General features: G+C 56.7%; 17 protein-coding genes. 10 read left to right on the plus strand and 7 right to left on the minus strand.

Translation table 11 applies throughout. The features are described from left to right. Positions 1-16: 16 nt before the first annotated feature. From CHB79_RS16560 to CHB79_RS16600, 9 genes are all read left to right on the plus strand, one after another. Positions 17-1,138 carry a muconate cycloisomerase family protein gene (locus CHB79_RS16560; protein ID WP_010488994.1) on the plus strand — a complete coding sequence of 374 codons (1,122 nt, stop codon included), beginning with the start codon at positions 17-19 and terminating at the stop codon, positions 1,136-1,138. A gap of 17 nt (positions 1,139-1,155) precedes the next feature. Next, positions 1,156-1,446, plus strand: a complete 291-nt coding sequence (catC, locus tag CHB79_RS16565) for a muconolactone Delta-isomerase (RefSeq protein WP_010488993.1) — start codon at positions 1,156-1,158, stop codon at positions 1,444-1,446. A 40-nt stretch (positions 1,447-1,486) separates the two neighbouring features. Further along, positions 1,487-2,419 carry a catechol 1,2-dioxygenase gene (catA, locus tag CHB79_RS16570; RefSeq protein ID WP_089360705.1) on the plus strand — a complete coding sequence of 311 codons (933 nt, stop codon included), beginning with the start codon at positions 1,487-1,489 and terminating at the stop codon, positions 2,417-2,419. A gap of 184 nt (positions 2,420-2,603) precedes the next feature. Next, the gene (locus CHB79_RS16575) at positions 2,604-3,314 is read left to right on the plus strand and encodes a ferric reductase-like transmembrane domain-containing protein (protein WP_089360706.1); all 711 of its coding nucleotides are present in this window, start codon (positions 2,604-2,606) and stop codon (positions 3,312-3,314) included. Continuing rightward, a complete protein-coding gene (locus CHB79_RS16580) occupies positions 3,311-3,694 on the plus strand; it encodes a cytochrome c3 family protein (protein ID WP_141133432.1) in 384 nt (127 codons plus the stop codon). The genes CHB79_RS16575 and CHB79_RS16580 overlap by 4 nt, the downstream gene beginning before the upstream one ends. Positions 3,695-3,984: 290 nt before the next feature. Continuing rightward, complete coding sequence (locus CHB79_RS16585) at positions 3,985-5,136, plus strand: PepSY-associated TM helix domain-containing protein (RefSeq protein ID WP_089360815.1); 1,152 nt, start codon at positions 3,985-3,987, stop codon at positions 5,134-5,136. Further along, positions 5,133-5,312: a hypothetical protein gene (locus CHB79_RS16590; RefSeq protein WP_029529619.1), complete on the plus strand. Its 180-nt coding sequence runs from the start codon at positions 5,133-5,135 to the stop codon at positions 5,310-5,312. The genes CHB79_RS16585 and CHB79_RS16590 overlap by 4 nt, the downstream gene beginning before the upstream one ends. A 147-nt stretch (positions 5,313-5,459) precedes the next feature. Further along, complete coding sequence (locus tag CHB79_RS16595; protein ID WP_089360707.1) at positions 5,460-6,296, plus strand: AraC family transcriptional regulator; 837 nt, start codon at positions 5,460-5,462, stop codon at positions 6,294-6,296. Between the two features lie 108 nt (positions 6,297-6,404). Continuing rightward, the gene (locus tag CHB79_RS16600; RefSeq protein WP_089360708.1) at positions 6,405-7,010 is read left to right on the plus strand and encodes a LysE family translocator; all 606 of its coding nucleotides are present in this window, start codon (positions 6,405-6,407) and stop codon (positions 7,008-7,010) included. A 31-nt stretch (positions 7,011-7,041) separates the two neighbouring features. On the opposite strand, the gene CHB79_RS16605 is transcribed toward CHB79_RS16600, so the two are convergent. From CHB79_RS16605 to CHB79_RS16635, 7 genes are all read right to left on the minus strand, one after another. Next, complete coding sequence (locus tag CHB79_RS16605) at positions 7,042-8,133, minus strand: SMP-30/gluconolactonase/LRE family protein (protein WP_089360709.1); 1,092 nt, start codon at positions 8,131-8,133, stop codon at positions 7,042-7,044. Between the two features lie 443 nt (positions 8,134-8,576). Further along, on the minus strand, positions 8,577-8,957 hold the full coding sequence (locus tag CHB79_RS16610; RefSeq protein ID WP_089360710.1) for a tautomerase family protein: 381 nt from the start codon (positions 8,955-8,957) through the stop codon (positions 8,577-8,579). Positions 8,958-9,132: 175 nt separating this feature from the next. Beyond that, positions 9,133-10,038 carry a GTP cyclohydrolase FolE2 gene (gene folE2, locus CHB79_RS16615; RefSeq protein ID WP_089360711.1) on the minus strand — a complete coding sequence of 302 codons (906 nt, stop codon included), beginning with the start codon at positions 10,036-10,038 and terminating at the stop codon, positions 9,133-9,135. 55 nt (positions 10,039-10,093) lie between these two features. After that, positions 10,094-10,498 (minus strand): RNA polymerase-binding protein DksA, encoded by a 405-nt coding sequence (gene dksA / locus CHB79_RS16620; RefSeq protein WP_089360816.1) that lies wholly within the window; start codon positions 10,496-10,498, stop codon positions 10,094-10,096. 203 nt (positions 10,499-10,701) lie between these two features. Continuing rightward, positions 10,702-11,439: a glycerophosphodiester phosphodiesterase gene (locus CHB79_RS16625; protein WP_089360712.1), complete on the minus strand. Its 738-nt coding sequence runs from the start codon at positions 11,437-11,439 to the stop codon at positions 10,702-10,704. Between the two features lie 87 nt (positions 11,440-11,526). After that, positions 11,527-11,829 (minus strand): hypothetical protein, encoded by a 303-nt coding sequence (locus CHB79_RS16630; RefSeq protein ID WP_010488981.1) that lies wholly within the window; start codon positions 11,827-11,829, stop codon positions 11,527-11,529. 23 nt (positions 11,830-11,852) lie between these two features. Continuing rightward, the gene (locus tag CHB79_RS16635; RefSeq protein WP_010488980.1) at positions 11,853-12,434 is read right to left on the minus strand and encodes a PilZ domain-containing protein; all 582 of its coding nucleotides are present in this window, start codon (positions 12,432-12,434) and stop codon (positions 11,853-11,855) included. Between the two features lie 96 nt (positions 12,435-12,530). Here CHB79_RS16635 and CHB79_RS16640 point away from each other — a divergent pair, with 96 nt between their 5' ends. Beyond that, the gene (locus CHB79_RS16640; RefSeq protein WP_089360713.1) at positions 12,531-13,781 is read left to right on the plus strand and encodes a lipoprotein-releasing ABC transporter permease subunit; all 1,251 of its coding nucleotides are present in this window, start codon (positions 12,531-12,533) and stop codon (positions 13,779-13,781) included. The last annotated feature ends 17 nt before the right edge of the window (positions 13,782-13,798 follow it).

Below are 13,798 nucleotides of genomic sequence, written 5' to 3' on the forward strand. Positions count from 1 at the left end.
TGTTTAGGGATTGCCCATGAATCAGCCTGTAATCGAGCGTGTCAGCGCCACTATCGTCGATCTGCCAACCATTCGCCCGCATCAACTGGCCATGCATACCATGCGCAAGCAAACGCTGGTGATCATCCGCATTCGCTGCAGCGACGGTATCGAAGGGATCGGCGAATCCACCACCATTGGTGGCCTTGCCTATGGCAATGAAAGCCCGGAAAGCATCAAGTGCAACATCGATGCGCATTTCAGCGCGTTACTGCTGGGACAGGACGCAGGCAATATCAATGCGGCCATGTTGCGCCTGGACAAGCACATCACTGGCAATACCTTTGCCAAGTCCGGTATCGAGTCAGCGTTGCTCGACGCCCAAGGCAAGCGTCTTGGCCTTCCTGTCAGCGAGCTGCTCGGTGGTCGGGTGCGCGACAGCCTCGAGGTTGCATGGACGCTGGCCAGCGGCGATACGGCGCGGGATATCGCCGAAGCCGAGCAAATGCTCGACCAGCGTCGCCATCGGTTGTTCAAGCTGAAGATCGGGGCCAACCCCGTGGCGCAGGACCTGGCCCATGTGGTTGCTATCAAAAAGGCTTTGGGCGAGCGCGCCAGCGTGCGCGTCGATGTTAACCAATACTGGCCCGAATCTGTTGCGCTGCATGCATGCCAGGTACTGGGAGAAAACGGCGTCGACCTGATCGAGCAGCCTATTTCACGGATCAATCGCAGTGGTCAGATCCGCCTCAACCAACGCAGCCCGGCGGCGATCATGGCCGATGAATCAATTGAAAGTGTCGAGGATGCCTTCAGCCTTGCCGCTGACGGTGCCGCCAGCGTTTTTGCCTTGAAAATTGCCAAGAACGGTGGCCCTCGTGCGGTATTGCGCACCGCTCAGATTGCTCAGGCCGCAGGTATCTCGCTGTATGGCGGCACCATGCTTGAAGGCGCCATTGGCACGCTGGCCTCGGCACATGCCTTCGTCACTTTGAAAGAGTTGACCTGGCACACCGAACTGTTTGGCCCGTTACTGCTCACCGAGGAAATCGTCACCGAGGCGCCGCAATACCGTGATTTCGCGCTGCACGTACCGCGCAGTCCAGGCCTTGGATTAACCCTTGATGAAGATCGCCTGGCGTTCTTCAGTCGCCATTGATCGAAGGAGATATGCCTATGTTGTTCCACGTAAAAATGACCGTGAAGCTGCCCCGGGACATGGACCCGGAACAAGCCAGCCAGCTCAAGGCAGATGAAAAGGCCCTGGCCCAGCGCCTGCAACACAGTGGTGTTTGGCGGCATTTATGGCGTATCGCCGGTCACTATGCCAACTACAGCGTATTTGATCTGCCGAGTATCGAGGCCCTGCATGACACGCTGATGCAATTGCCTCTGTTTCCCTACATGGATATCGAGGTGAACGGCCTGTGCCGTCATCCTTCATCGATCCATGACGACGACCGTTGATAGACCTTCCTGTAACAATAATAAGTAGAGGTAGCTGAGCATGAACACAAGCATTTCCCAAACTGCCGAGCTTCAGGCGTTCTTCAAGCAGGCCAGTGGCTTTGGCAACGATGTCGGCAGTTCGCGTCTCAAGTCCATTATCCTGCGTATCCTGCAGGACAGCGCCAAGGTCATTGAAGACCTCAATATCACCGATGACGAGTTCTGGAAGGCTGTCGACTACCTCAATCGCATGGGCAGCAACCAGGAAGCGGGGTTGTTGATTGCAGGTTTGGGGCTTGAGCATTTCCTCGACTTGCTGCAAGACGCCCGTGACCAACAGGCCGGCCTAACCGGCGGTACGCCTCGGACCATTGAAGGCCCCTTGTATGTAGCCGGTGCGCCGCTGAGTCATGGCGAGGCGCGAATGGATGATGGCAGTGACCCGGGCGCTGCAATGTTCTTGCAGGGGCGCGTACTTGACGCTCAAGGCCAGCCCGTAGCAGGTGCAATCGTCGATCTGTGGCATGCAAACACCATGGGCACCTATTCTTATTTCGACAGCAGTCAGTCGGCGTTCAACCTGCGGCGGCGCATTGTTACCGACAGCGAAGGCCGCTACCGTGCGCGCAGTATCGTACCGAGCGGTTATGGCTGCCCGCCAACGGGGACGACCCAGGAAGTGCTCGACCAGTTGGGTCGCCATGGTAATCGACCGGCGCATATCCACTTCTTTATCAGCGCGCCCGGCTATCGGCATTTGACCACCCAGATCAACCTGGCAGGCGATAAATACCTGTGGGATGACTTTGCCTTTGCGACCCGCGACGGCCTGGTCGCCGAAGTGCGTTTCAACAATGACCTGGAAATGGCAAAGCGCCTGCAGGTCGAGCCTGGTTTCGCTGAAATCGAATTCGACTTTCAGTTGCAGCATGCCCATGCGCCGCAGGCCGAGAAGCCAAGCCAGCGTCCTCGTGCGCAGCTGTCGGCCTGACCCAGTATTGCCCATCCGCGGGCTTGTGTGATGGGCAATGGCAAGCACAGCAATAGAGTTGGCAGGCAGGCCAAGACCTGATCCAGGCCGGATGGGGTAGGTTGAGGCTTGCCTTTTGCGAGCGCTGACCTGCCGTGCCTATCGTTAAGCGCTTGGTCAGGTAATAGTCTTTGGGTACTGCCCTATGTTTGTACTGACCTTGCGCATTGCGCTGTGTCTGATCGTCCCGTTTGGCGCAATATTTCTGTTGGGCGCAATGCCCGGTGTCAATCTCGCCTGGGATTTCTCCAATGCCAGCGGTTTTATTGCCGGGGTGCTGTTTCTTTTATTGTTTGCCTACACCGGTCGGCCCCTGGCCCAGCCTCGCCACGATGGTAAATTTTTCATGGTGCTGCACCGGGATTTGGGCTTGGTTGCCTTGGCAATGCTGGTCGTGCATGTTGCGGTGATGCTGGTCGATGAGCCCCTGGTTGCCGACCAGTTATCGCTCGGTGCGCCTTGGCCCATGGTGGCGGGCAATGCCGCAACCCTGATTCTGTTGTTGCTTGTGCCGCTCAGCCTGGCGTCCGTGCGCCGTCGCCTGTGGTCGACGCATCGGCATTTCAGGCGCTGGCACTACGCTGCCAGTGTCGTCATCCTGTTGCTTACCGCCGTGCATATGATTGGCATTGGTTATTACACCGGTGCCATCAGTAAAACGGTTTTCTGGGTCGCGCTCACTGTCCTGGCCTTGTCAGCGCGTATGTTCCAACCTGCCAGGCCCAACCTGGGGGCGGGCGGCAGACGGCGCAAGACGGCACGGCTGGCGAGTTACCTGAGTATTGGCGTCTTGTGTTCAGGCCTGTTACTGGCAGGTATTTATTCACTGCTCGGCAGTGTGGATTTGCCGTTATGAGTTGGCGTCCGGGGCTGTTACTGCTGGCGCTGTTGTTATTTGCGTTTGGTTTTGCAATTCGCGCCGGGCACGATCAGCTGGCGCTCAAGCATCCCGTGCTGCCGATAAACTTCGAACACAGTAACCATGGCTCGGTTAACCGTGTTGTTTGCCATCATGACTTCGCTGATAAGTCTTCAGCCGCCTCGGCGACCGGCAACCGCACCTGCGTGCTGTGCCACAAAGAGACGCCAGCGCTTGCGCTCAATATCGAGCGTGATTTCCACAGGCTATGCGTAAGCTGCCATCTTGAGCGGCTGCAAGGCTTTCATGAAAGTGGTCCCATACGATCTTACAAAGCCTGCCACAGCCTTGCCGCAGCAGTGAACCGCGTCGACTGAGCTTGGTTGGCGCTGCATGGAGGCGAGCAATCGGTTTTCCCGGCAACCAACCTGCGCTTGTGAAGAGCTGTGGGGAATAGGTACTATGCGAATACTTCTCATGTGCATCATTGTTTCGGTGTTGTCAGCCGGCACAGGTGCTTGATGTCATCACTGGTCAGCCTGCGCCGCTCTTTGTAGCGGCGCAATCATTGGCGGCAGCGAGCAGCCCGGGTGTGCGGAGAGTGTTGCTGATTTTGCGCGAGCCCTTTGCTGAACCACCGAAAGCCGTGACTGACGAGAAGAAAAACATGACCCCCCGAACCTTGCGTAATTGGTATCTGGTGCACAAGTGGACCAGTCTGATCTCGACGATCTTTCTGTTGATGCTGTGCCTGACTGGATTGCCATTGATCTTCCACGAGGAAATCGAGCACTACTTCGAGCCGCATCCAGAGCTCAAGCCAATCACCGCGCAAACACCGGCTATCAATTATGACGACGTGATGGCCCGTGCCCTGGCAGCTCGGCCCGGCGAGGTCGCGCGCTTCGTATTCTTCGAAAAGGATGAGCCCATAGGTGCTGTGCAGACCGCGCAGACGTTGATACCACCGCCAGATAATGGCCATATCCAGCCGTTTGATGCGCGTACCGGCGAGTTCTTTGATCCGCTGCCACCGCCCGGTGGCTTCATGTACATCATGCTCAAGTTGCACACCGACATGTTCATGGGCTTGCCGGGCTACCTGTTCCTCGGGTTCATGGGTTTGCTCCTGGTGGCTTCGTTGGTGTCGGGGGCGGTGGTCTACACACCCTTTATGCGTAAACTGGACTTTGCCACTGTGCGTACCCAGCGCAGTAACCGGCTGAAGTGGCTCGACCTGCACAATGTGCTGGGCATAGTCACGCTGGCCTGGGTGCTGGTGGTCGGCTTGACCGGAGTGATCAACACCTTGTCGATTCCTATTCTGGGCTTGTGGCAGGCCGGGCAACTGGCTGAAATGACTGCACCCTACAAGGACCAGCCGCCGCTCAAGTCGCCGGGCTCGCTGCAAGCGGCGCTGGATACCGCGCGCAAGGCTGCACCGGACATGGAGGTCAGCATCGTGGCTTTCCCCGGGACCCAGTTCAGTAGCCAGCATCATTACGCGGTATTCATGCGTGGCGCCACGCCGGTGACCGAGCGCCTGCTCAAACCCGCATTGGTGGATGCCCAGACCGGCGAGTTGACCGACATGCGCGAAATGCCGTGGTACGTAAAAACCCTGTTGCTCTCGCAGCCGCTGCATTTCGGTGACTACGGCGGTATGCCGCTGAAGATTATCTGGGCATTGCTGGATGTGATTTCCATTGTGATTCTCGGCAGTGGCCTCTATCTCTGGCTGGGCCGACGCAAGTCATCGCTGGAAAAACGCTTGGCTGAGTTGGATGCCGGTGGATTGGTCGCGGAGGGCAGGGCATGAGGCGTGGATTGTGGATGATCTTCCGTTGGCCGTTGCTGCTTGCTGTACTGAGCCTGTTCGGTCTGGTCTCGGCATTGATCGGTGATGAAGGGTACGATCTGTTTTCCTGGCTTAGCCTGGGAGTGCCACTGGTGGTGACTGCCTGGGTCTGCTGGCGCCTGCCACGGCGCGCATGAATATGCAGCGGCGCCTGTGCCTGGCGCTGCCGCATAGCTTGTTCCAGACTTTCCAACTGCACAAATATTCTAAACAGGGTTTTCCCTGGCAAGGTAATTTAGGCTTTCGCACAGATTAATGCTCAACGACCGGCACTGGAGTCTTTGGTGGATAAACGCAACTGGATCGAGCTGTCCCAGGATGCCGATACCGGGATCGAGTCGATTCGTGCTCATTTTCAGGGCCATGCCTACGATCCGCACTGGCATGACAGCTTCCTGGTCGGCGTGACGGGCCAGGGGGTGCAGCAGTTCAATTGCCGGCGGGTTCGTCATCTCAGCACGCCTGGCAAGATATTCATGCTGGAACCGGGTGAAATCCACGATGGCTATGCGCCGACCGAGGAGGGGTTTACCTATTCCATGCTCTACCTCGAGCCGCATTGGCTGGAGCGGGAACTGCACGCGCTGTTCGAGCAGGCACCCGCGGACAGCCAATTGGGGTTTGCCTCCATCCTGAGCCAGGACCCAAGGCTCTCGACTGCAATCAACCGGGCTTTCGATGCGCTGCATACCGGGGATTTACGCATAGTGCGCCAGAGTAGTATCGATGCCTTGCTGGATGCCCTTACTGGCCACCTTGATTGGCGAAAGCGCCAATCTCGAGATCCGCGTTTGCCATTGGTCGCCCAGGTTGCCCGTGACTATCTGCATGCCAATATCTGCGAAGACATCGGGCTCGATGATCTGGCGCAGGCTTGCGCGGTGGATCGCTTCCGTCTGACGCGGGCCTTCAAGGCTGCCTTCGGCCTGGCGCCGCATGCCTATTTGATCCAGCTGCGCTTGGCCAGGGCCCGGCAACTGTTAGCCCGTGGCGAGTTGCCTGCCCAGGTGGCCAGTAGCCTTGGATTTGCCGATCAAAGCCATTTGGGCCGCTGGTTCCGCCGAGCCTATCAACTGACACCTGCGGATTACCGCAAGCGTTGCTCAAAACTTCCAGACTGATCCGCGCCGGCTTGCAACCATGGACTTGCCTATCGAACAGGAGTCCTTTCCATGCCGTTGTTACTGCTCGCGTTCCCTCATCCTTCAAGCCAGCATGGAGCCTGAACCATGGAATCCTTGCTGCCTTTTCTGTTGTTTGCCTTTGTTGCCTCGGTGACGCCGGGACCAACCAATATCCTGGTGCTGAGCCACAGCTCCAGGCGTGGGCTTGGGGCCACGCTGCCTATTATTGCCGGTGCATGCGTGGCGGCGGCGCTCATGGTGCTGGTCGTTGGCCTTGGGGTGGGTGAAACATTGTTGCGCTTTGCCCGTGTGCAGCAGGTTATGACCTGGTGCGCAGTGCTGTGGTTGAGTTGGCTGGCGTGGCAGATTTTCAATAGCCCACCCGCGCCACTCGAAGTGGATGGCCCGCGCAGCAAAGGCGTCAGCCTGCTCGGTATTGCCGCGCTGCAAGTGGTCAATCCCAAGGTCTGGATGATGGCGATGGCTGTGATTAGCCTGTTTGTCGGCGATGGCGACAGGACCCCGCAGGTGCTGCTGTTGTCGCTGTATTTCCTGCTGGTTTCCTTGCCGTGCATGACGTTGTGGGCATTGCTCGGATTGGGCAGCGCACGGCTTTTAAGATCGCCACGAGCACTGCAGCGGATGAATCAGGTGCTGGCGTTATTGCTGCTGATATCGGCCTGGTTACCGCTATTGATCCAGGGCCGGTAAGGGCCACGACCGCCAGGCCGTGGCCAGTCGCTTACTTGGCGAATGTAGCGCCGCGAGTGTTGACGAAGATCGAGTAGATCGAGTGACTGCTGGCCATGAACAGGCGATTGCCCCGCGGGCCGCCAAAGCACAGGTTCGCGCAGCGCTCGGGCAGCGAGATATGACCTATTGCTTTGCCCTGTGGGTTGAAGACCCGCACCCCGTCAAGCTCTTCGGGCTTGCCCTGCGGCGAGCCGTTGCTGCCCCAGCCGCACCAGAGATTACCGGCTTCATCGCACTTGATGCCATCAAGCGCGCCATATGCAGTGGCTTCAATGTGCTTCTTGCGCGCACCCAGGGTGCCGTCTTCATTGACAGCGTAGGCCCAGACCAGTCGGTTGGGCTTGGCTCGCCCTTCGACAATATAGAGCGACTTTTCGTCTGGCGAGAAGCACAGGCCGTTGGGGCCAGCAAGGTCATCGATCACCCGGGTCACTTTCAGGCTTTCACCGTCGATGCGGTAAACCCCATGGGGTAACTCCGTCTGGATCTTATGACCTTCATATTCATTGCCAGACTGGAAGGGTGGGTCGGTGAACCAGACTGAACCGTCACGCTTCACTACGATGTCATTCGGTGAGTTGAAGCGCTTACCCTCGAAATTGTCCGCCAGCACAGTGATGCTGCCGTCGTGCTCAGTGCGGGTAATGCGCCGGCCTTGTTCATGGGTGGTAGAGCCTTCGCAAGTGACCAAGCGACCCTGGTTGTCGCAGGTCAGGCCGTTGGAGAAGTTCGATTGTTCGCGATACACCCCCAGCGATTGGCTGATCTCGTCCCAGCGCACAATACGGTTATTGGGAATATCACTAAGCAGTAGGTAGCGGCCTGCACCCATCCAGACCGGACCTTCGGCCCAGCGCAACCCTGTAGCCAGCTTCTCGACGCTGGCATTGAACAGGCGCAGGTCGAGAAAACTGTCATCCAAGGCTGCAACAGCGGGATCTGGATAGCGGGCGCTCAGGGGTTCAGTTGCACGGGCAAGTTGTGGCAGCAAGGAACCGATACTAACGGCAGCAGCGGAGTAGGCGAGGGAGTGCTTGAGAAACAGGCGGCGAGAGTTGCCGATGACTGGCTTATCGTTCATGGGGTATCCCTTTTGTTTTTGTTGATCTGCGTAACTGCACAAGGCAAGGGTAGGATACAAGATGTACGATGACTTTATGGATTGTGGCGCGTTATGTAAATTTGGAAGTCGTAACTATATGAATATACGATATTTATTTATTTTTGTTGTATGACGACATCGTTATTCTTGGAGTGAAATATCGCCAGCCCATACTTGAAAATGAGCGATTTGTTTCGCTGCCAAGTGTTGTGGATGTTGGCAGCTGCCTGTCTCGTTAGGCGTGCCACGGGACAAAGAGATGGCTGTGGTCGCCCTCTGGGCGCGACTAATTTCAAGGTCTTGACCCATGCGGGGCGGGCGTATTTGCTGCTGATCCAGGAAGGCCCTGAAAAATGCTGCGTGGGACATCATTCTTATCAGGGCCTGTCGAAGTGTGCGCTTTGCAAGTGGTCTGCAGTGATTTAATCCGTTAGCAATTGCGCCTTGCCACTACCGAATGACCAGTCTTCCCGGGTGTTTTCAACAATGGAAATAAAGATATCCTGTGGGCGGATATTCATTTTTTGCTCAAGTCGAGTCGCCAGGTCCTGGTAAAAATCCAACTTCATTTTTTGAGTTCTCGGGGTCGATGTGATGTGTAGCGCAATCACATCCTTTGATCGCCCGCCGCCAAATATAAGTGGATTGATATTCAGCTCATGTTCTTGTTTTTGATGGAAAATCTGGAAGCAGTCATCAATAGGAATACCCCAGGTTGCCATGAGCGACTGGTGCAGGTTTTCGCCCAGCTCTTTAATGAAATGAGGTGGTTTGCTCAGTAGGTTTACTTGAATTAATGGCATGATTTTGGTCTGGATGTCTGTCGAATTTAAGGGTGTTTGAGGTTTTAATGAGTCAGCAACTGACTGGCATAAACCGGAAATTTTGACAGAGCCATTCCTCTTTGGTGCAGGGGGGGTGGATTGTCTGGGAAGATGCCTACAGTGATTTCAAAGCTGTTCGTGCAGCCTTGAAAAGCTATTGCCAATGCCAACTGCTTTGCGCCACGGCATCATGGGCGTGCAAGCTTTCTGCGTGAATAACTTTGAGCTTGAAGCCGGTTATGTCCGGTTGTGTGCGCAGTGTCAGGTCAAGGCGCCGCGCGGCATCTTCACAGAACATCAGGTTTTGCCCGTTGGCCAGGGCAAATGCCTGCTCATCCGCACGCTTGACAGCAGTTTGCACCGCTGTGCCCAGTGCTTGTTCGGCGCGATCAATCACGCTTTGTATGGCAAAGTCGCGGGCTTGGCGATCCAGGCGCAGCTGAATCTGTGCAGTGCTGCGCTGGCTGTGGGGCGTGGCGATGATGCCGTCAGTGCTGCCTAGCCAGGCGTGGACCTGCTGATAATCGACTGGTGCTGAGTTGAAGTCGCGGGCAAAGCGTTGCTGAATCAATTGCCGTGCCAATGCTGCCGAGCAGGGGCAGGTGGATGAGTAGGCCAGTGTTACCCCGAGCTCAAGATGCAGTCCGTTGCTGTCGAGACCTGCATCAATGGTGATGGGGTAGGCTTTCCAGCCGGATAAATGGCTGGTCAGGGCCGGGCGCTGGAGCAGCAGATCCGTGCATATGCTCAGTGATGCACGCTGCGATAAGCCGGTGTGGCTTGCCAGGAAGTCGCTTAGTACCTCCTCTAGCAAGGATGGCGAAAGCGGTTGTTGGGCAATTTTTTGCAGGGCAAGGTACAGGCGCGACATATGGATGCCGCGCGCGGTTTGGTCATCCAGGCTGACGCCTGCATCCACCTTGCCGGTCGTGCTTTGCCCTTCGACACGCAAGGGCATATCGATATTACACATCCCGACCCAGTCCAGCGTTTGGCTGGCGGGGGCTGCTTGCGCTGCGATGTCGGACATTGTCTGGTGATAACGGGCTTGGCTGTTCATTGGGCGCTCTGGAAGGTCAATTTTAAAAGCGGGGCGTTCACGGCCGGTCTGCTGACTACGCCTTGCTCAGGTGTTTTTCTTTCTGTTCCTGGCGCTCCTTGGCTTCGATGCCGAGTGACGCCGTTGGGCGCAAGAGCAGGCGCTTGAGGCCGATAGGCTCGCCCGTTTCCCTGCACCAGCCATATTCATCGCGCGCCAGGCGGTGCAGGGCTTGGTCAATCTTGTCGAGCAGTTTGTTCTCGCGCTCAAGCAAGCTCAGTTGCCATTGACGCTGTTCTTCCGCGCTCCCGATATCCATTGGGTCGCTGTCGGACTGTTGTTCACTGAGCACCTGCATTTGCTCTTCAATGCGCGCCTGCAATTCCAGGCGTTGACGCTTTAGCAGTGCATTGAAGAAGGCTTGCTGGGCTTGGTTCATATAGGCATCGGCTGGTTGCTTGAGCAGTTCTTCCTCGGTCAAGCAAGGTGGCGTGACATGTCCGTGGTCGTTTGGAGGGCTCATTTATGTTCCGGTTGCGCTGTGGTTGCCAATATTCGATTAATGTTAAGTTATAACGTAACAAAACAAAAGCCCAATAAACATTGGTCTTTGTTCTCTCGTGGTTTGGCTTGATCGGGTCGATTTCGCTGGGCAGAGATCGACCCGCCTGGTTAAACCAGGGTTCAGGGGCGTGTCGGGTTTAGATCCTTGAGGCTTTTAACGGCGACACCGGGGAAGTCGGTGATAATGCTGTCGACCCCGAAGTCTGCCAGTCGACGCATCAGTGCTGGCTCGTTCACTGTCCAGACGGACACATGCAAACCGGCTTTTTGTGCTTTGGCCAAACGCTCCGGGGTGCAGATCGTCCAGTTGAGGGCCAGGTATTCGCATTCATAATGTTGCGCAACCTTGATCGGGTCGAGCCATGAGTACTCCGCAACCAGGCCGCGCGATAACTGTGGGGTCAGGCGTTTGAGTGCGCTGAGCACTTCCCGCGAGCTTGAGGTAACAGTGACTTTATCGCTGAGGCCATGGTGTTCGGCAAGTTCGGCGATGGCTTCGACCGTGCGTGCGGCGCGGACTTTCGAGGCGCTTTTGACTTCAAGCTGCCAGTGCTCGAATGCGCAGTGCTCGAACAATTCACCCAGGCGGGGAATTGGACAGCTCTTGACCCAGCCAGGGCCACCTTTGCGTGCATCGTAAGTGACCAGTTCGTGGGCGTCGTGCTCAACCACCTTGCCTCGCCGGCCGGTGGTGCGCTTGAGGGTCGGGTCGTGGATGACCATCAACTCGCCGTCACGCGACAGGTGCAAATCCAGCTCGCAACGATTGACGCCATGCTCAAGGCATTGCTGAAAGCTGGCCAGGGTGTTTTCAGGGGCTTCGCCTTTTGCGCCACGGTGTCCATAGATCAGCGTCACAATTGCTCCTTGGGTTTGGGCTGATCACGGCGTCAGCGATGCTCTATTGATAAAGCCAGTTGCACGGCGGGTCAAGCGGGCAGTGCGCTACTTAGCGGGATGTACCGGCATGTGGCGCACGCTATCGACGACGTGGTCATACTCAAAATACACGCTGAACTCGCGGTAGTCCCAGCGGGTGATCGGCGGTTGGCCCACTGGCTTGTGTTCTTCATCGGCCAGGCCAAAGCGATCAAGCACCGAGCTGCGCGACTCGCCGCGCCTGGGCAGTGACTGTACCTGGCTAGCGTCGCCTTGTTGGCCAATTGGAATGGTCAGGGTTTCAGCGTAGCTTCCGGTTATTGGCAGCATCAGGCTAAACGCCAGCAGAGTAGGCAGTAGACGTGGCATAGTCAGAATATCCTGGTCGATCGTCAGCTTGGGTCGGGTTGCTCAAGTGCCTGCCGGCGTTCCTGAGCCTGACGTTGAAGGATATGCCGAGCCAGCAATTGACGCTGTGCGTCGGTCAACGATTCGAACTCGGTGCCGATTTCAAATTGACCCTCGTCAATGGCCTGGCAATGGATGACTTTGGCGCGCAGCAACAGCCCAAGCGCCTGCGGCATCAGCACCAATTTAATTGCAAGGTGTGTCCCTGCTTCAACCGCTTGTGGGTTGTTGAAGCTCACGCCTCCCTCGGAGATAGTCACCTTCTTGGGTGGGCCAATATCGCCCATCAGGCTTTGTGCCACGGTTTGCCCGAGCAGGTCGATGCGCTTGTTGATCACCTTTAGATAGCTGGCTAGCGTGCGGTCGCGCTCGCTGATATGGCGCAGCAGGTGCTGCGATTCAAAGTCGAGAACATGCAACTCGCTGAGCAGGTTGAACAGCGGTGAGTTGTCATGCAACGCCTCGGCGGACTGCGCTTGAGTCTTTGAAAGGCAGCTAAATTCCAGTGCCAAGGTATCTTCGATACGATAGTATTCACGGCGATCTTGATCATCTTGAGTCGACATGGCGAACCTGAAGCAGCAGTGGTTGTCTGAGTGTAAGGCTGCTGACCCGACCTCGCCACATGGACGTTTCTCTTTTCTTCGAACAAGCCCTCAAAAATGTTCAAACCCCTGTTCGTATTTATCGGTACGCGATACACCCGCGCCAAGCGTCGCAATCATTTCGTTTCGTTTATTTCCCTGACGTCCATGATCGGGCTGGCACTGGGTGTGCTGGTGATGATCGTGGTGTTGTCGGTCATGAACGGCTTTGACCATGAGATGCGTTCGCGCGTGCTGGGCATGGTGCCCCACGCCACAATTGAAAGCCCGACGCCTATCGATGATTGGCGCAGCCTGGCTGGCAAGGCCGAGAACAACCCGCAAGTCCTGGCGGTTGCTCCCTTTAGCCAGATGCAGGGGCTGCTGACCCATGACGGCAAGGTGCAAAAGGTGCTGATCAACGCTGTCGACCCAAAAGAGGAAGCCAAGGTCTCGATCATTGGCAACTTCTTCAAGCAAGGCAGCTTGCAGGCCCTGGCACCGGGCGAGTTTGGCATTGTCATTGGTGACAACGCAGCGAAAAAGCTCGGCGTCGGCATTGGCCAGAAAATTACCTTTGTCTCACCTGAAATGACGGTGACGCCTGCCGGGATGTTCCCGCGGCTCAAGCGTTTTACCGTGGTCGGCATCTTTCATGTCGGTGCCGGTGAGATAGATGGTTACGTGGCCATGACCCATATCGAGGATTTGGCCCGCCTGCAGCGCTGGAAACCAGGGCAGGTGCAGGGTATTCGCCTGAAGTTTGCGGATCTGTTCCAGGCGCCGCGTACGGCCTGGCAGATATCGCAAAGCCTGGGAGACGGCGAGTACTACGCTCGCGACTGGACCCGTACCCACGGCAACCTGTACCAGGCCATACGCATGGAAAAAGCCATGATCGGCCTGTTGCTGCTGCTGATTGTGGCGGTGGCCGCCTTCAATATCATTTCGACCCTGGTCATGGTGGTCAACGATAAGAAAGGTGATATCGCCATTCTGCGAACACTCGGCGCCACGCCGGGGCAGATCATGCGCATATTTATGGTGCAGGGCACTGTGATTGGCGTATTCGGCACCGCTATTGGCGCTGTGCTCGGTATCTTTGCCGCACTGAATGTCAGTGCGGCAATCGCTGGCCTTGAGCATTTGCTGGGCATCAAGTTTCTTAATGCCGATGTCTATTTCATCGATTATCTGCCGTCGCAGTTGTTGCCAGCAGACGTGGTGCAAGTCTGTGCTGCGGCGTTGGTGTTGAGTTTCCTCGCCACTTTGTACCCGGCCTGGCGTGCCGCACGCACCCAGCCTGCAGAGGCGTTGCGTTATGAGTAATCAGATTAAAGGTGAGC

This window comes from Pseudomonas segetis (assembly GCF_900188155.1).
GTDB lineage: Bacteria > Pseudomonadota > Gammaproteobacteria > Pseudomonadales > Pseudomonadaceae > Aquipseudomonas > Aquipseudomonas segetis.